The organism is uncultured Microbulbifer sp. (genome assembly GCF_947498635.1).
In the GTDB taxonomy this organism is placed as follows: domain Bacteria; phylum Pseudomonadota; class Gammaproteobacteria; order Pseudomonadales; family Cellvibrionaceae; genus Microbulbifer; species Microbulbifer echini.
Genome location: NZ_CANMKV010000022.1, coordinates 47,385 through 64,668 on the forward strand (window position 1 = coordinate 47,385; position 17,284 = coordinate 64,668).

Genomic DNA, 17,284 nt, shown 5'->3' on the forward strand with positions numbered 1-17,284 from the left:
TATTGAAAAATATGTATTATTTTAAGTTAAAGTAAATTCTAGATTGGTTTGTGACGGATGCAGTAGCTGCTGCATCCGCCCCTGCATTCAGCTTTAGAGAGGTAGCTGTTTAGTCATAATGATGTGGTCGATGTTGTAGCCATGTTTAACCACGGCGAGGTCCAGCAGTTCATCAATAATTGCCTCATCCAGTTGAGGGGTACGGCTCAGAAGATAGAGACTGCTGCGATCGGGGTCGCCTACCAAGGACCATTGATACGTGGGATCCAACTCCAAGACCCAGTAGTTACCATTGGTTTTGCCATCGAAGAATGAAACCGCAAGCTTGCTATTCGTTTCATCTATGGGGGTAGCAGAGCCTTGTACGCTGATTGGAAAACCGTACTTCGGGTGTAGGATTCGGCAAAAGTTGAACACACTGAGTGTGCCATCATCGTTGAGGCCATAGTCTGCCGTAACCGCTGTGCAAGCAGGCTGGAAGATTTGTGGCAAACGGGCTATTTCATACCACTTACCAACATACTGATAAACGTCCACATAGGGTACCGTTTCAAGTTCAGACTCACTATCGGCCCAGGAGAAATGAGCCCCAAAAGCCAGTAGAAAAACCCCAAAACCTTTTACCAATCCCTTCATGTTCTAATTTCCTTGTCATTTGATTGAGTCACTTTCCACCGTACCAACCGTGCGATGGCAAACTCTTTACGAGAGGAAAGCTGGAACGGATTAATCAATTGTTGATTTGGGGAAGATCTTCACAATAACTTCAAGAATGGCCGGCTTTGCCCTCAGAATTTAGCCAGATTTTTTTGACAAAAAGGGCAGCCTTAACTATTCGCCCGTTACTTGGCCTTGTATCAGGGAGATTATAATGAGGAAGAATTTTTCACTATCGACGGTAGTCTCATTGGCATGGGCGATTAGCTGGCGAGCGATCGTTATCAATCTTCCGATATACATGCCGTTTTCCGCCCTAGATAAGCTGGGTTACGAGTTTCCTAACTGGTTTTGGTACCTGCTTTGTATCTTGGGTGGTTTTTTTTCGTATGTACTTGCATTTTGGTGGATCCTCTCGCGAGGTTACGGCTCTCAAAACCGCCAAAAGCTGAAAATATTTGAACAAGAGAGTGGCAACAAGCAAGTATAAGTTGGGTTACATTTTGATGGCTCTGCCAATAAACCATGCCTTCTCGCCAAACCAATAAGTAGGCCATGCTATGTCACAGGAAATTCCCGTTGATGTACTGATTCTCGGAGGTGGTATTCAGGGAGCAACCCTGATGAGGGCGCTGATACCGGAGTACTCGGTGATACTGGTCGATGACGAGTTCGGTGATGCTGAATCCCTGCATTTCCACGGTTACTTCTCCTCTGGCTGGAATGCCGCCAACCCGCAAGCTGCGGAGATTCACAGGGCTGCCGCGCAACGCTGGCACAAAGAGCTTGCGACTAGCGGTGTGAATAGTCGAATAACTGATTTCCATGCAGCGCTGACTCCGGACTTCTTAAAGATGGTTGAAGGTAACTGGGCTGAAGCGGCTATCCCTTCTGAGGAGGTGGAATTGCCAGGGATCTTTGATCCGGATGGTTTGCCACCAAATCGCAGGTTCAGATTTCCTGGCGATCTTATTTTTGATGGCGCTGCAGCCTATCTCAGTGTCAGCGAGCCCTTGAGACAGCAAATATATCGTGGCCGGTTGGCATCGTTTCAGCTTGCGGGCTCAGATATTGAGCGAGTAATTCTGGATATGGACGGTCGCTCTTGCGCAGTAAAGCCAGAGTTGGTGATTTCCGCCTGTGGTGCGGGTAATGCTGAGGTAATTCGACAGTTGGGTGTTGCAGAGGAGCAGGTGCAAAATTCTCAGATGGTGAGGCCGCTACACATGCTTTTGGCCCGAGGCCCCGATATTCCAAAGGTTTCTGCTTACCTAATTGACTTAATGGTGATGCATCACCCGTTGGAGGAGGGGGAAGGCCTCTGGATTCTTACCCTTAACCCGGACGTGCCCAAGTTTAAAGCGGGTGTTGTGGATAGATGCATTCCTCCAGAAATTGAGAATGATCTGCTTTGTGCATCCTTCAAGCGCCTTGCCAGTGTAATGCCCAGCTTTGCGGCCTGGGCCGAGGGGTGCCAGTGGTCGGTATACGCTGGCTGGAAAACGGATGCACCAGGCCCTAATAGTGATCCGTTGGTACATCTGGAGTATCCAACGCCCTATCAACTGGATGATTTTGGTCTGAAAAATTTCCTGGCGGTCTGGCCCAATCACTGGGGTTTGGCTCTGGACGTTGCGGATGATGCCGGTGAGTGGGTGCGCTCCAAATTGAAGCCTCACCACCCCCAGCCAGGTTCGAATAGTGGGCTGCCAGCAGGTACCGGCAGTGGACATACCATACAAAATGGCTGGCAGAGTGATGAGTTGTTATGGCATTCATGGGGTGAGTTTGCCCGGCAGGTGGGTTATCACAATGAATAGCACACTCTCAAAATCGTAGGTTGAAGTCTCCAAATGCCGCATCTCGTCATCAAAAATCTATTCTTGGTTGAATATGACGCCATGTTGCGCGTTGATAGTTTGCAGTGGCTGCTTTTTTCTGTATTTTAAATAGAAATGTAACCGGTTACATTTCACTGTAGCTGATTCTTCCATGTTGTGTATTCCTCTATGAAGGGCGTATGCACTTGGCGAAATAAAAGCCATAACAATAAAGGTCAGGGGCCTCGCCTCTATCGGGCGATAGTGCGCTCCCCATGGAAAGTAGTGTGGGTATGAAAATAAGAATGGGCATGGTTGGTGGTGGAGAAGGTGCGTTTATCGGGGCCATACACCGAATGGCGGCTGCACTGGATGGCGAGATTGAGCTGGTGGCGGGTTGCTTCAGTAGTAACCCAAAGCAAGGGCGAATGACTGGAGAGAAACTGGGGCTCGACCCCGAACGCGTTTACCAGAGTTACCAGCAGCTGTTTTCAGAGGAGGCTAAGCGCAGCGTCGATGATCGCGTTGAGTTTATCGCGGTTGTCACCCCGAATGATCTACACCTGCCGGTCGCTATCGCAGCTTTGCGTGCGGGCTTCCATGTACTTTCCGACAAGCCTGCAGCTGGCAATTTGGAAGAGACTCTGGCGCTGCAACAAGAAGTTGTCCGTAGCGAGCGAATCTATGGTCTTACTCATACTTATGCGGCCTATCCGATGGTGGTTCAAGCAAAGGAGATTCTTCGCAGAGGGGAGCTTGGGAACATTCGCCGGGTCACAGTCACCTATCCTCAAGGCTGGCTGGCCCTGGCGGATGACACGAAGGGCAGTAAGCAGGCGGGCTGGCGGACAGATCCTAAACGCTCAGGTGAAAGTGGCTGCTTTACCGATATCGGTACCCATGCTCACTATTTAGTGGAATTTGTTACTGGCGAAAGAATTTCTGAGGTTTGTGCAGATTTGCAGTCAGTAGTCGATGAACGGGCACTGGATGATGATGGTGCTGCTTTGTTCAAACTGACAGGGGGGGGGCGCGGTACTTTGACGGCTAGTCAGGTTTGTGGAGGCGAAAGCAATAACCTCAATATCAGCATTTACGGTGAGCGGGGATCGCTGTTTTGGGAGCAGGAATCTCCAAACCAGTTGCAAATCAAATACCGGGGAAAACCGAAGGCCACTCTTCAAGCTGGTGTTGATTGCGAATATCTGGATAAAAAGGTTCGAGCCCTATGTCGAACTCCGCAGGGCCACCCAGAGGGCTATATAGAAGCATTTGCCAACATATACCGGGACTTTGCACAGATGGTGCGGAGCCAACGGAGAGATTTTCCGGTACAGAGTGGTAACTGTGTTGGGGGGATCGATGCAGGTGTTCGCGCAATGGCATTTGTGCGCGGAGCCCTGGAAAGCAGTTGTCAGCAATCTTCCTGGGTAACGTTGGCACCTTATTGGGAGTGAGAGAAACACGTACTTTTTTCTATAAACCAAGCACCTCTTATACGTGGTAACTCTGATGTAGGAAGTTCCCTGGCAGGGTGGGTAGTACGGCGGATAGTACGGTACAGGGAAGTACCGGTGCCGGCCAAGTGCCAGCCACCTTTCGACGAGCGCAAGAAATTTCCATAGGGATTGCAGAGTTAAACAGAGTTCATAAGTACAGCAGTAAAAAGGATAACAATAATGAAGGCACCCACAATTCAGGGGCCCGGAATTTTTCTCGCCCAGTTTCTCCCGCCTGCGAAAGAGCCAGTAACGTTGGAGTCGATGGTGCGTTGGGCGGCGGGGCTCGGCTACCGGGGTGTACAGGTACCCACATGGGACAAGCGTGTTTTTGACTTGGAGCTGGCCAGCACTAGCCAAGCTTACTGTGATGATGTGTTGGGAATCTGCGATAGCGCAGGCGTGCAAATCTCTGAGCTGTCCACCCATTTACAGGGACAGCTCGTAGCTGCACACCCTGCGTACAAGGAAATGTTGGATATTTTTGCTCCGGAGAGCTTGCGCGGCGACCTGTCGGCCCGAGCTGAGTGGGCGAGCAACCAGTTGGTTTTGGCGGCCAGAGCCAGTGCCAATCTGAAGCTCAAATCGCATGCAACCTTTTCTGGTGCATTACTCTGGCACACTTTTTACCCCTGGCCTCAGCGCCCCGCACAGTTAGTGGAGGAGGGGTTTCAAGCATTAGGTCGTTTGTGGCGCCCCATTTTGGATGCATTTGACCATGCAGGGGTCGATGTTTGCTACGAACTGCATCCGGGTGAAGACCTCCACGATGGACTGACCTTCGAGCGTTTTCTCCACGAAGTGGAGGATCACCCAAGGGCGAATATTCTCTACGATCCCAGCCACCTGCTTTTACAGCAAATGGACTACTTGGCTTTTATCGATATTTACCACGAGCGTATCAAGGCCTTCCACGTGAAGGATGCGGAATACCACCCGAGTGGGCGGGCCGGTGTTTACGGCGGTTATGCGCCCTGGATTGATCGGCCTGGCCGTTTTCGTTCGCTGGGTGATGGCCAAGTGGATTTTCGAGGAATTTTTAGCCGGCTGACCCAGTATGGCTACGACCGCTGGGCAGTTCTGGAGTGGGAATGCTGTATCAAGGATCAGCATCAAGGCGCCAGTGAGGGTGCGCCGTTTATTCGGGATCATCTGATCACAGTGGCCGAGAAGGCCTTTGATGATTTCGCTGGAGGGCAAACAGATCGCGCCAGAAATCGCCGAATACTAGGGCTGGATTAGCCATGGTAAACCGGTGAAATTGAACTGAGATTGATGTCATTGCACAACCGATAACAATAATTGATGCGGAGACCGGATAAATGGAAACACAGACAAAGACCCTGCACAGGAATATCTTCCTGGTAGGCAATCTCTCGATCTTTATGATCGGCCTTGGATTCGCGGTCAGGGCCTCGATTGCCGGTAACTTACAGTCTGATATTTACGATCATATTGACCTTGCCAACTCCACCGCCATGCTGGGGGAAGCCTTGGGTTTCACATTTACCGGTTTTGCACTCACCTTACTGTTTGGCAGTGCCTTGGTGGACTTAGTCGGCATCAAGAGAATGCTGTTGCTTTCATCAATTGGTTATGTGATGGGCAGCCTGCTCATTATCACAGCCTCCATGGTGCCCCCGGGAGAGGGGGTGGAAAATCTGGTCATGGCTGGACTGCTCCTCACAGGACTGGGTTGGGGGGCAGTGGAGGCCGCCAGTAATCCGATGGTTGCCGCTGTCGATCCAGAGAATAAGACACACCGTTTAAACGTGCTGCATGCTTGGTGGCCCGCGGGCATCGTGGTGGGAGGGCTATTAGGGCTGGCAATTTCTGCCCTCGAGTTTCCCTGGCAGTTGAATCTGATCGTCCTCGCCTTACCTGCAGTAGTCATGGCCTGGCTCGTTGCCGTAACAGATTTCCCGGTAACTGAACGCGTTTCTTCCGGTATCAGTTACGGCGAAATGCTTAAGGAAGTTTTTAAACAGCCCATGTTTATCCTTCTGTGGGTGTGTATGTGGCTGACGGCTGCAACAGAGCTGGCGCCGGGCCAATGGGTGGATCTGACCCTCTCAAGGGTTGTCGGTATGAAGGGCATTCTTATCCTGGTGTACGTCAGCATGTTGATGTTTGTGATGCGTCATTTTGCTGGACAGTTAGCGAAGAAGTTGTCCTCTGTTGGGCTTTTGTGGTTAAGCAGTCTGCTTGCAGCGGTAGGGCTCTACAGCCTGGGTATGGCCAGGACCCCGGTCACGGCGCTCCTGGCAGCTACTGTCTGGGGCATTGGTGTCTGTTATATGTGGCCGACCATGCTCGCCACTGTGTCTGAACGCTTTGTGCGCGGCGGGGCGCTTTTTTTGGGGCTACTGGGTTTTGCCGGTGGTATGTCTATCCAATTTGTCCTGCCGAAACTCGGAGTCATTTTCGACAATGCCAAGATCGAGGCTGCAGGTGGTCTGGAAGCCTTCGAAAAATTATCTGGTGATGAACTGGATGCAGTACTGGCAACCGCCTCGGTTGAGTCCTTCCAATCGCTGGCAGTGGTCCCTCTCATTTTGTTACCCATTTTTGCGTTTATCTGGCTTTGGGATCGCCGGCAGGCTGCCAGTAAAACAGAGAGTGTGATTACAGTGGGGAACCCGTAGATGGTTTCGATCTGTGCGAAAATAGTCCACTTCCAGTCGAAAATTAGCAGGAATATATGTCAAACATTCGCGAAGTTGCACGTCGCTCTGGTGTTTCGGTCGCGACCGTGTCCAGGGCTCTGAAAGACCCGCAAATGGTTTCTCCGCGAACTAGAGAGCGGGTGTTGAAGGCCGTGGAGGAGGCCGGTTACCGGCCCAACCAACTGGCGAGAAACTTCAGTTCTGGTAAGTCATTTGCGGTGATGGTACTGGTCCCAAATATCGCCAATCCCTTTTTTTCCAAGGTTATCCGGGGAATAGAAAAAGCTGCTCAAGATCAGGGTTACTCAGTGTTACTGGGGGATACCAAGGGCGATACCGCTCACGAGCAATTTTATGCGGGCATGGCACTGACAAATCAGGCAGATGGTTTGATACAGCTGGGTGGTTGTTATCCGTTTGCGGAAAAAGATGCGGCCCTGGCAGCGTCGGTTCCGATGGTGAATGCCTGTGAGCGGATTGCTGAAGATGACCGGTATCCAGTCGTTGAGCTGGATAACAGCGGTGCAGCACAGGCGCTGGCTCGACATCTAATAGGGCTTGGCCACCGCCGAATAGGCGTGATTACCGGTCCAATGAAAAGTCCAATTGTGCGTGATCGTTTAGCCGGATTCGAAGAAGAAATGCAAAGACATGGCCTTACATTGAATACGGAACTAGTTGTCAACGGAGAGTTCACTATGCCATCAGGTGCCGAGGGCGCACAAAAGCTACTTTCTTCTATCAGTGCGCCTACCGCCATTTTTTGTATGAATGATGAAATGGCTATTGGCGCCATACATCAAGCGAAAAAGATGGGGCTACAAATTCCCACAGATGTATCCGTGGCGGGTTTTGACAATATCGAGTTTTCGCAATTTACCGATCCCCCCCTGACCACAGTTGACCAGCCAGCAGAAGCACTAGGCCGATATGCGATGGAAACCCTGCGCCAGATTATTGATGGGAAACCAATGAAATCGAGTCGGACCATTTTGCCGTTTGATCTGGTCGTACGTGGAAGTACGGACCGCTACCAGGATTGACAGGAGTTCGGCGGTAAAACCAGTAATACCCCGAACAGATAACGACCATTTCATGTGGAGATGATAACGATGAAAACACTCACAGAGACAAAACCATATTCACTTCTCATAGCAGCAGTTTTGCTAATCCCTCTGGGAGGCTGTGAGAGGGTGCCGGAAAAAACGGATACCCACGGTGGCTTCCAAGCCGAAAAGCAATGGCGATATTTGTTTGATGGTAAAACCTTGCAGGGCTGGGTTGCTGCAAGTGGGTCTCCGGTGGGAGAAGCCTGGCAGGTCATAGATGGCAACCTGGTGCTCACCGCCGGCGGGGCTGGGGATATTGTGACTGCGGATCAGTTTTCTGACTTTGAACTCGAGCTGGAGTGGAAGATCTCTGAGGGGGGGAACAGCGGCATTATTTATAGGGTAGCGGGTGGCAATGCACCGGTCTGGATGTCTGGTATGGAATATCAGGTATTGGATAACAGCGCCTTTCCCGATCTGGAGAAGCTCAGCCACACGGCGGGATCGGTATTCGATATGTACGCCCCCAAAGAAGATGAGGTGAAACCGGCGGGTGAGTTCAATAAAACCCGTATTCGTGTTGAGGATGGCCGAGTTGAGCACTGGCTAAATGGCAGCATGGTTGTGCGCTATGAACTCTGGTCTGAAGACTGGGATAGGCGTCTGGCCAACAGCAAGTTTTCTGCCTATCCAGATTTTGCCCGTAGCGAGAGCGGCTTTATCGCCCTTCAGGATCACGGAGACAAAGTCTGGTATCGCAATATCCGAATCCGGGAGCTGTAGGCCATGGGGATTTCCGGCGTGAGCATCTGGCAGATTCTAATTATCCTTGGACTGGCGCTACTGTTGTTTGGCAGCGGTAAAATCCGTCGCATGGGTGAGGATCTCGGTGGGGCAATCAGCGGCTTCCGCCGATCGTTGCGGGAGTGCGATAAGGCAACATCGACTGTAGGATTTCAGAGCGATCTTTCTGGTAATTTGATTCAGTCTGGAGAGCACGCTGGAGAACAGGAATGAAGCGTAGAACTTTCTTACAGGCCAGTGCCGGCCTGGCCGCAGCTACCTTGACGACCCCTTCATTTGGCAGCAGTGGACATAGCATCGGTACTGATAAGGGGGGCTTCTTCAAAATTTCCCTCGCCCAGTGGTCCCTACATCGACAGCTGCGCAGTGGTGTTCTCAAGGTACTGGACTTCCCCGTCAAGGCAAAAAAAGCCTTTGCCATTGATGCGGTGGAGTATGTAAACCAGTTTTTTGCCGATAAAGCCAAGGATCAAAAATTCCTGACGGCGTTGAGAGATCGCGCGGTAGATCACGGCGTAAAGAGCCTTTTGATAATGGTAGATGCCGAAGGAGCCCTCGGTAATCCAGACAAGCGCGAGAGACTTCAAGCCGTAGAGAATCATTACAAATGGGTTGAAGCCGCCAAATACTTGGGGTGTCACGCGATCAGGGTAAATGCTGGGGGGCAGGGCAGTAGTGAGGAAGTCGGCTCCGCGTGTACAGAGGGGCTGCGCGGGCTCTCAGAATTTGCTCAGGACTTTGATATCGACATTGTGGTGGAGAATCACGGTGGTTATTCCTCAAGCGGACTTTGGCTATCTCAGTTACTGCGGAAAGTGGACATGCCGAACTGCGGTAGCCTACCGGACTTTGGCAACTTCGGTAACTACGACCGTTATCTCGGGGTGCAGCAACTAATGCCTTTTGCTCGCGGAATCAGCGCAAAGAGTTTTTCTTTCGATGAGAGGGGTAACGAGGTCAATACGGACTTTGCCCGGATGCTACGGATAATACGAGATGCCGGTTACAAGGGATATATCGGCATTGAGTACGAGGGTTCCAGTGATGAGGAGTATGGAATTAAGGCCACGCAAAAGTTGCTACTGCGCTTATCGCAACAGATTGAGCCGGCCTTGTCTTAAATAATAGATATAAGTTGATTTTTAGTGTAACCGGTTACTTTAGGATGATAGTCAATATTGAGGGGTTACGGTTGCAATTTATACGTTTAAGTCGAAAAGTCAGCGAATAACTATTAATTATTCAACGAATTCACAACAAATGAAAAAAATTGACAAATAATATGGCCTTCGATGTAACCGGTTACACTTTTATCTTGAGTAATAATTAAAATTCACCGGACAATATAAAAATAATTTAGGAAGTAGGAGAGAGGCGATGCCGAAGGATGACTTCGAGAAAAAAGAGTATGACGTGCTGATTGTGGGCTCTGGCGCAGGTGGCGGTATGGCGGCCTATGTACTGGCGACAGCAGGATTAAAAGTACTGATGCTGGAGGCGGGACGATCCTATGACCCAGTCAAGGAAACCCCTATGTTCAATCTGCCCAAAGACGCACCTCTACGCGGAGGTAGTACACCGGAAAAGCCGTTTGGTTTTTATGATGCGACAGTCGACGGTGGTTGGCAGGTGCCTGGTGAGCCCTACACCCAGGCATCCAACGAACGAGGTCGGCGTTTCGATTGGTGGCGCGCGCGTATGCTTGGAGGCCGCACCAATCACTGGGGGCGTATCTCCTTGCGTATGGGGGAGTACGATTTTAAGCCCCATTCACGGGATGGACTCGGTTTCGACTGGCCGATTAGTTATGCAGACCTGGCCCCCTACTACGACAAAACCGAGATGCTGATCGGTGTCTACGGCACCAATGAAGGGCTGGAAAATACGCCCGACTCTTCCGACGGTGTGTTATTGCCACCGCCTAAGCCACGTGCCTATGAACTCTTGGCGAAAAAGGCCTGCGACAAATTGGGTATTCCGGTGATTCCATCCCATTTGGCCATTCTCAGTGAGCGCCTAGACCACAAAACTATTCCTCAAAAATTGTTCCCAGACAATAAGCTCGCCCAGGAGGTAACCCGCGAGTCAATGAAATCCCGTGCCGCTTGTTTTTGGGCCACACCCTGCGGACGCGGTTGCTCCATCAAAGCGAATTTCCAATCCACTACCGTGCTGCTGCCGCCGGCGTTGGCCACTGGCAATATGGACATCATTACCGATGCCATGGTGCGCGAGGTTACCGTAGATAAGAAAGGTAATGCCAACGGGGTCGTATACATCGATAAAGGCACTCGTCAGGAAAGGTTTGCCAGTGCTCGTGCCGTAGTGGTGGCAGCCAGCGCCGCCGAAACGTCGCGCATTCTGCTCAATTCGAAAAGTAGCTTGTTCCCCGATGGCCTCGCCAATGGCAGTGGAGTCGTAGGTAAGTACCTGATGGATACTGTTGGCGCCGGCATCGGTGGCCAGATTCCCGCCCTGGAAAATATGCCTGCACATAACGAAGACGGTGCATCCGCGATGCATATGTATATGCCCTGGTGGTTGTACAAGGAACAGCTCCGTGGGGATCTGAATTTTGCCCGCGGTTACCACATTGAGTTTGGCGGTGGCCGCAGTATGCCGGGCGCCGGCGCCTTCGGTGGTATGGGTGATTTCACCAGCGGCGCCTACGGCAAGGATCTGAAACAGGCCTGCCGGCGCTACTACGGTTCTTTTGTTTGGTTTGATGGGCGTGGAGAAATGATCCCCAATGAGGACAGCTACTGCGAAATTGATAATCAACAGGTAGACCAGTGGGGTATCCCCGTTCTGAAGTTCCACTGGAAGTGGAGCGAGCAGGAGTTGAACCAAGCGGCCCACATGCACAAAACCTTTGCTGAAATCATCGAAGGCATGGGCGGCAGGGTGACCTCTAAGGTTCAAACAGATGGGGCCAAGGCAATTATCAACGGTGGTGCGATCATTCATGAAGTGGGCACCGCGCGTATGGGTTCAAACCCAAATGACTCCGTGCTTAATCCTAACTGCCAGTCCTGGGAGGTTCCCAACCTCTTCCTTACCGATGGTGCCCCTTTTGTTTCCAATGCCGATAAAAACCCAACCCTAACCATTATGGCCCTGGCTTGGCGTACCAGTGACTACATCGTGGATCAGTTCAAGAAGAGGAATATCTGAGATGAGCGAGGAAAAAACAAACCTAAGCCGCCGCAATGCCCTGCGTTTGATTGCCTCCACCGCTGTCGCTGTTCCGGTGATGGGCTGTTCTGAGGAGGTAGCGAAAAAAGTAGCGATCAGAGAGGACAAGCCAGCAACCAACCCCGCAATTAAAAAACTGGATGCACCAAAGCAAACTTTAGCCAGGGGGACACCGACGGACCCGGACCTGCTCAACCCGGTCGTGTCCTGGGAGATGCAACTGGATGCGAGTGAGCTGGCGGTACTGGCGGCATTGTGCGATGTGATTATTCCAGCGGATGAAATTTCCCCGAGCGCTTCTTCGGTTGGGGCTCATCACTACATCAATGAATACGTCAGTGCACCGTATACCAATAACAAGGCAGATCTCGTCACGATTCGCGGCGGAGTTGTTTGGCTGGAAGGAGAATCTAGGCGCAGGTTCGCAGTGGCATTTATTGAGCTGAGTGAAACTCAAAAAAGCGCGATCTGTGAAGACATTAAATGGGTCCGCAGCGCAAAGCCTGAATTTCAAGCTGGTGCACGTTTCTTCGCCAAGGTGAGAGTCCTTGTCTCGACCGCATTCTACACCACGGAGGAAGGCATGGCGGATATCGGCTACGTGGGCAACAGACCCATGGCCAGTTTCCCCGGAGCGCCGCCCGAAGTGCTAAAGCGACTCGGATTGGATGGTTAATGATTGCTAATGGCTTCACCCTAGGGAGGGAAGATTCTATGTAAAAAATAATGAGCCAGTGAGACGTAGACCTGAAACCGGGGCTTATCCGATGGCCGAAAACTTAAATGCACAGGGCCTAGAGGGTGAACGGAAAGCTCGAGAAGAATAATAAAAGAGACATTGAGCAATGAAAGAGAAATCTCTTAAAGTAAGTCGCCAAACGGAGTTATTACGCACGTCTGCCAGTATGTTGGTGCTATTCAGTATTGTCGGCATGGCACACGCGCAAAGCGTAGAACAGTCAGAAACAGAAAACCTGGTTCTCGAGGAAGTCGAGGTGCTGGGTATTCGCCAGAGTATGGTGAAAAATCTCGATGTGAAGCGCTTCTCCAATGCGATAGTGGATTCAATAACGGCTGAAGATATCGGCAAGTTTCCCGATAAAAATGTTGCGGATTCATTGCAACGGGTGCCAGGAATTTCCATCGTTCGCAGTGGTGGCGAGGGCGCACGGGTCAGTATCCGCGGCACCGCGCCGGAACTTACTTTTACCCAGCTGAACGGCAACTATATCGCTACTCCCGGTGATGATCCTTCACGGTCATTCGACTATTCCTTGTTACCTGCAACAATGATTTCCCGCGCAGACGTTTATAAAAGCCCAGAGGCAAAGCTGGATGAAGGCGGAATCGGCGGTACCGTAATTTTACATACCCGCAAGCCTCTGGATCTGGATGCCGGGGAAGGCATGCTATCCATAGAGACAACCTATGCGGATGTCACGGAAAAGTATGAGCCGCAGTACACCGGTTTTTACTCCTGGAAAAATAATCAGGAATCCATAGGTGTGTTAGTTGGTTACTCCAAGCAGGATCGTCAAAACCGTGTGATTAGCACCACTACGGAAAACTGGGGCTGGCAAGGTGCTGAAAAGCCGCACGATGGTGTAGAGGCCAGAGGGCCCATGGTCGATGTCGACGGTAACGAATACCGGGATTTCTATGCACCCAGAGCGGTAGTGGGCAGTGTGTTTGAGGAGGAGCGCACCCGCGAGGGTATACAGTTCAGCGCACAGTGGCGTCCTGTAGAGCAGCTGGAGTTTGGCGTTAATTATTTTCGCTTTGAACAGGGCGGCGATTCGGAAAATTATCGTATCGTATTTCCCGAGTGGAACTACGGCAATGCGATAGCACCTGGTAGCCTGAAATTTGATAAGGATGGCGATACCTTACTCGGTATCGGCATGTTGGATAGTGGACAGGCGGAATTGCAGTCCCCGCAGGTCGCCGGTGACTACACTCGCGCGAAGTATGTATCTGATACCCTGGATTTCAATGCGAGTTACCAGGGGGATGGCTATAGTATCCGCCTGGTTGTCGGTAATACCAGTGCGGAAGGAGGCCCCTCCGAGAAGTTGTTTGCCTCGGTAAACGCTCGCCAAGGCACTGTCACTGATTGGAGTTGGGACCTCAGTAGTGGTACCGCCGAAATCGATACCAGTGCCGACCTGGGAGATCCTAATACCTATCCTTTATACGACTGGTTCTCTTCCCATTGGACCAGTAGTGAAGACGATGAAAACTACTACCAGCTGGATATTTCTGTCGATATGGATTATGGCTGGTTCAGCGCCTTGGACATTGGACTTAAATACCGCGACCACGAAATTAACCGGCGTATCACCAGGCAAGCCTGGGATGATGACAACCCCCCATGCCCAACGATCAACTGGCCCAATGAAGAGGGTGAAGCAGGTCTTTGTTATCCCTGGTGGCCAGATGATTCATTTCATACTGACCCCAATGGGGTGCCGAATACCCTCGATATCCTTTCGAGTGGTCCGCTAGACAATATAATCGGTGGTGTGAATGTGCCCAACTTCGCCCATCTGGAGTTTGAACAACTGAAGGCGTTTCTCTATGAGACTTATGGCAATCCCACGGTTACCGTAGAAAAGGATCAGGATTACCGTATCGGGGAAGAGGTCACAGCAGCCTATGTCCAACAGAATTTTGCTTCAGCCACCTTGCGCGGTAACTTTGGCGTTCGCGCAGTGGAGACCAAACAATATGCCCGTACTTACGACAATATTAATGGCGTCCTGCAGGCGGAGCCCAATGTCCGCGATAGCAGTAACACCGATTTTTTGCCCAGCGCCAATATAGCCTGGGATATTAACGATGAACTGGTCTTGCGTGCGGCTCTCGCTCGGGTCGTAGCCCGGGTAGATTACGGTGATCTGGGTGGCTCTGAGTCGATACACGCTCCGTTGCCTGGAGCGACTGTGCGCGATGGATTTGCGGGGAACTCCAAGCTGGAGCCCTATAAGGCGGATCAGTTTGATTTGGGCCTGGAGTGGTATTTCGGTGATGCTTCCGCAGTAGGATTGACCCTGTTCCGCAAGGATATCGCCTCATTCGTGATTAACGGCAGCTCCCTGGTGAGCAGGGAAATTGATGGTGATATATGGAATGTGAACATGTCAATGCCGGTCAATGGTACCGATGCCAGTGCCCAAGGAGCCGAGCTGTTTGTTCAGTACGCTTTCGATAACGGTTTTGGGGTTTTTGCCAATTACACCTATACAGATACGGAATTGGCCAACCTTGATCTAGAGAGCGGTGAAACCATCAAAACGGAGATTGCGGGCACGTCCAAGGATCAATACAACCTATCGGTATATTACGAGAATAACGACTTCAGTGTCCGGGCCTCTTACAACTATCGCAGCGCCTATGCCGATGGTTACAGTAATGGCGTGAACACCTTTACCGATGAGTACGACCAGCTGGATGTGAATGCTTCGTATCGTTTGATGGAAAACCTAACGCTCACGGCCTCCATTATTAATCTCACCGAAGAAAAGGTGGATAGGTATTGGGGCGAGGAAAATAGAGTCCTTGGTTCAGCCTATTCTGGCCGCCGCGCCTATATGGGGCTGACTTATAGCTTCTGATCCTGCCTTACCTCTCGCGTGCGGATGCAGTGGTGTGTCCGCGCACTCAAGGCTCAAAGAGAACTCATCGTGATGAACAAAAGAAAATTCTTGCGGTATTCCTTCCTCTCAACTGTTACTGCCTTGACAGCACCGTCAGTGACTGCCATGGCCAAGCGTCATGCTAAGAAGGGAAAAAAACCAGTGGTGATTTCAACCTGGAACCACGGTGGCCCTGCCAATGAGGCAGCTTGGCCGATTCTCGCTGACGGTGGCAGGGCCTTGGATGCAGTAGAAGCCGGCGCTCGTGTCCCGGAAGCAGACCCGCAGGTTACCAGTGTGGGATACGGTGGCTTTCCCGATCGGGATGGTGTCGTTACGTTGGACGCCTGTATTATGGATGAAAAGCAAAACTGCGGTTCAGTGGCTTTTCTGCAGGGTATAAAGCATCCCATTTCGGTCGCACGCAAAGTGATGGAGGAGACCCCCCATGTCATGTTGGTGGGTGAAGGTGCACAGCGTTTTGCCGTTGAGCAGGGATTTGAAATTGAAAATCTACTTACACCAAGAGCTGAGGCAGCTTGGCGTGAGTGGAAGCAGGAATCCTATTATCAGCCGGTGATCAATATCGAGAATCACGACACGATCGGTATTTTGGCTTTAGATCAAGACGGCCATCTTTCAGGTGCCTGCACTACCAGCGGTGCGGCCTTTAAGATGCATGGGCGGGTAGGGGACTCGCCAATTATCGGCGCTGGGCTCTATGTCGACAATGAAGTGGGGGCTGCCACTGCCACAGGCATGGGTGAGCTTATGATAAAAACAGTTGGCTGCCATCAGGTTGTGGAGTTAATGCGTCATGGCTACACACCGGAGGAGGCCTGCCGAGAGGCGATCGAGCGGATTGCACGAAAGCTTGGGGACTACAAGCAGTTCCAGGTGGGGTTTTTGGCTTTAGATAAGGCCGGTAACTATGGTGCCCATTGTATCCACCCCGGTTTTCACTATGCGGTTCGCGACGTGCTTGGTGCACAGAGGATTAGCTCAAAAAGTAAGCTTGAGTGATGGTTTTCTCAGCCTGCCTAACCTGCAACAAACACTGGTATTTCGATTCGTCACAATTTAGAGACAAATTTTGTATCGCTCAGATTAGTGCAGGGTCCGCACTTGCTGTCTGTTCAGGCGCAGTACGGGCGAAAAGCGAATCATATCCAGGAGAGTATCAATATAGCGCTCGCCTAAATCTCCGAGATCTTCTATACGTGGAGAAAGCAACCAGCTCTCAAGCACCCCAAAGAGGCCGCCGTGGAGCATTTGCTGAGCCAGGTCCAGATCCAGATCGGCCGGTAGTTGACCGGAAGCAAGAGCCACCTCCAGTAATTGCCCCATACGCTCAAGCCGCTCTGTGCGCCCCATTTTGATGCGGTGGGTGGACTCACAGACGTCACTGGCTGAATCGCAGGGCAGGAAAATAATTTCCAAGAGTCGCTGCCACTCCTGATTGCAGGCAACTTCATCGAACAACCATAGCCAGCGGGTACGCAGGGTGCCGAGGGGATCTCTTTTCAGTTCGTCACCGGCATTTGCACAGAGCGTTTCACCCGGCAACGGCATGCGCTCGGTCAAGGCATTGAGAAGGCCCACCCGATCATGGAAGTGGCTGAAGAGGGAATCACGACTGACTCCGGCAAGTTCGGCGACTGTCGCAAGGGAGGCATGGGAGACACCGCACTCGTAAAAAACACTGATTGCGGCGTTCAGGATACGTTCTCGGGTCTTGAGTCTTTGCTTTTCTCTGTATTTATCCATGGAAACAGCAGCTTCTTCTTTATCATAATCGCCTCATTTGACCGTAAATTCACAGCCTTTCACCGCAAGATAAACAAATGAGACCTTCGTGCAAACCCTTGAAAACACTGGGTAAAAGTGCATCTTAGTCGATTATTACACGCTGATGAATAGTTGATCGAGTTTCATCACTACCCATAAAATACCAATCCA

The 17,284-nt window shown here is 51.2% G+C and carries 15 protein-coding genes; 13 read left to right on the plus strand and 2 right to left on the minus strand.

Annotated elements, in window-relative coordinates:
• Window positions 1-93: 93 nt before the first annotated feature.
• Entirely contained in the window at window positions 94-636 is a 543-nt protein-coding gene (locus Q1A69_RS12665; RefSeq protein WP_299585829.1) for a lipocalin family protein, read from the minus strand.
• Between the two features lie 235 nt (window positions 637-871).
• Here Q1A69_RS12665 and Q1A69_RS12670 point away from each other — a divergent pair, with 235 nt between their 5' ends.
• The 13 genes from Q1A69_RS12670 to Q1A69_RS12730 all read left to right on the plus strand — a co-directional run bounded on the left by Q1A69_RS12670 (window position 872) and on the right by Q1A69_RS12730 (window position 16,348).
• Window positions 872-1,147 (plus strand): hypothetical protein, encoded by a 276-nt coding sequence (locus tag Q1A69_RS12670; RefSeq protein ID WP_299585831.1) that lies wholly within the window; start codon window positions 872-874, stop codon window positions 1,145-1,147.
• Window positions 1,148-1,217: 70 nt separating this feature from the next.
• The gene (locus Q1A69_RS12675) at window positions 1,218-2,477 is read left to right on the plus strand and encodes an FAD-dependent oxidoreductase (protein ID WP_299585833.1); all 1,260 of its coding nucleotides are present in this window, start codon (window positions 1,218-1,220) and stop codon (window positions 2,475-2,477) included.
• 293 nt (window positions 2,478-2,770) lie between these two features.
• Complete coding sequence (locus Q1A69_RS12680) at window positions 2,771-3,934, plus strand: Gfo/Idh/MocA family oxidoreductase (RefSeq protein ID WP_299585836.1); 1,164 nt, start codon at window positions 2,771-2,773, stop codon at window positions 3,932-3,934.
• A 222-nt stretch (window positions 3,935-4,156) separates the two neighbouring features.
• Window positions 4,157-5,218: a sugar phosphate isomerase/epimerase gene (locus Q1A69_RS12685; RefSeq protein WP_299585838.1), complete on the plus strand. Its 1,062-nt coding sequence runs from the start codon at window positions 4,157-4,159 to the stop codon at window positions 5,216-5,218.
• Between the two features lie 80 nt (window positions 5,219-5,298).
• On the plus strand, window positions 5,299-6,621 hold the full coding sequence (locus Q1A69_RS12690) for an MFS transporter (protein ID WP_299585840.1): 1,323 nt from the start codon (window positions 5,299-5,301) through the stop codon (window positions 6,619-6,621).
• Between the two features lie 56 nt (window positions 6,622-6,677).
• Window positions 6,678-7,685 (plus strand): LacI family DNA-binding transcriptional regulator, encoded by a 1,008-nt coding sequence (locus Q1A69_RS12695; RefSeq protein ID WP_299585842.1) that lies wholly within the window; start codon window positions 6,678-6,680, stop codon window positions 7,683-7,685.
• A gap of 150 nt (window positions 7,686-7,835) precedes the next feature.
• Window positions 7,836-8,474, plus strand: a complete 639-nt coding sequence (locus tag Q1A69_RS12700) for a DUF1080 domain-containing protein (protein ID WP_299585844.1) — start codon at window positions 7,836-7,838, stop codon at window positions 8,472-8,474.
• 3 nt (window positions 8,475-8,477) lie between these two features.
• The gene (gene tatA, locus Q1A69_RS12705; protein ID WP_299585846.1) at window positions 8,478-8,708 is read left to right on the plus strand and encodes a twin-arginine translocase TatA/TatE family subunit; all 231 of its coding nucleotides are present in this window, start codon (window positions 8,478-8,480) and stop codon (window positions 8,706-8,708) included.
• Window positions 8,705-9,616 carry a TIM barrel protein gene (locus Q1A69_RS12710; RefSeq protein ID WP_299585848.1) on the plus strand — a complete coding sequence of 304 codons (912 nt, stop codon included), beginning with the start codon at window positions 8,705-8,707 and terminating at the stop codon, window positions 9,614-9,616. Before tatA ends, Q1A69_RS12710 begins: the two co-directional genes overlap by 4 nt.
• Before the next feature lie 256 nt (window positions 9,617-9,872).
• Entirely contained in the window at window positions 9,873-11,669 is a 1,797-nt protein-coding gene (locus tag Q1A69_RS12715) for a GMC family oxidoreductase (protein WP_299585850.1), read from the plus strand.
• 1 nt (window position 11,670) lies between these two features.
• Complete coding sequence (locus Q1A69_RS12720) at window positions 11,671-12,366, plus strand: gluconate 2-dehydrogenase subunit 3 family protein (RefSeq protein ID WP_299585852.1); 696 nt, start codon at window positions 11,671-11,673, stop codon at window positions 12,364-12,366.
• Window positions 12,367-12,535: 169 nt separating this feature from the next.
• Window positions 12,536-15,304, plus strand: coding sequence for a TonB-dependent receptor (locus tag Q1A69_RS12725; RefSeq protein ID WP_299585854.1), 2,769 nt, complete (start codon window positions 12,536-12,538; stop codon window positions 15,302-15,304).
• Between the two features lie 147 nt (window positions 15,305-15,451).
• Window positions 15,452-16,348 carry a N(4)-(beta-N-acetylglucosaminyl)-L-asparaginase gene (locus Q1A69_RS12730; protein WP_299585856.1) on the plus strand — a complete coding sequence of 299 codons (897 nt, stop codon included), beginning with the start codon at window positions 15,452-15,454 and terminating at the stop codon, window positions 16,346-16,348.
• An 84-nt stretch (window positions 16,349-16,432) separates the two neighbouring features.
• Here Q1A69_RS12730 and Q1A69_RS12735 read toward each other — a convergent pair whose 3' ends face one another.
• Entirely contained in the window at window positions 16,433-17,092 is a 660-nt protein-coding gene (locus tag Q1A69_RS12735; RefSeq protein WP_299585858.1) for a TetR family transcriptional regulator, read from the minus strand.
• Window positions 17,093-17,284: the final 192 nt, after the last annotated feature.

Bases quoted from the DNA above. Each gene is read 5' to 3' on its own strand.
- Q1A69_RS12730 (WP_299585856.1), top strand. From the start codon at position 15,452: ATGGCCAAGCGTCATGCTAAGAAGGGAAAAAAACCAGTGGTGATTTCA.
- Q1A69_RS12725 (WP_299585854.1), top strand. From the start codon at position 12,536: ATGAAAGAGAAATCTCTTAAAGTAAGTCGCCAAACGGAGTTATTACGC.
- tatA (WP_299585846.1), top strand. From the start codon at position 8,478: ATGGGGATTTCCGGCGTGAGCATCTGGCAGATTCTAATTATCCTTGGA.
- Q1A69_RS12675 (WP_299585833.1), top strand. From the start codon at position 1,218: ATGTCACAGGAAATTCCCGTTGATGTACTGATTCTCGGAGGTGGTATT.
- Q1A69_RS12665 (WP_299585829.1), bottom strand. From the start codon at position 636: ATGAAGGGATTGGTAAAAGGTTTTGGGGTTTTTCTACTGGCTTTTGGG.
- Q1A69_RS12720 (WP_299585852.1), top strand. From the start codon at position 11,671: ATGAGCGAGGAAAAAACAAACCTAAGCCGCCGCAATGCCCTGCGTTTG.
- Q1A69_RS12690 (WP_299585840.1), top strand. From the start codon at position 5,299: ATGGAAACACAGACAAAGACCCTGCACAGGAATATCTTCCTGGTAGGC.
- Q1A69_RS12710 (WP_299585848.1), top strand. From the start codon at position 8,705: ATGAAGCGTAGAACTTTCTTACAGGCCAGTGCCGGCCTGGCCGCAGCT.
- Q1A69_RS12680 (WP_299585836.1), top strand. From the start codon at position 2,771: ATGAAAATAAGAATGGGCATGGTTGGTGGTGGAGAAGGTGCGTTTATC.
- Q1A69_RS12685 (WP_299585838.1), top strand. From the start codon at position 4,157: ATGAAGGCACCCACAATTCAGGGGCCCGGAATTTTTCTCGCCCAGTTT.
- Q1A69_RS12735 (WP_299585858.1), bottom strand. From the start codon at position 17,092: ATGGATAAATACAGAGAAAAGCAAAGACTCAAGACCCGAGAACGTATC.
- Q1A69_RS12695 (WP_299585842.1), top strand. From the start codon at position 6,678: ATGTCAAACATTCGCGAAGTTGCACGTCGCTCTGGTGTTTCGGTCGCG.
- Q1A69_RS12670 (WP_299585831.1), top strand. From the start codon at position 872: ATGAGGAAGAATTTTTCACTATCGACGGTAGTCTCATTGGCATGGGCG.
- Q1A69_RS12715 (WP_299585850.1), top strand. From the start codon at position 9,873: ATGCCGAAGGATGACTTCGAGAAAAAAGAGTATGACGTGCTGATTGTG.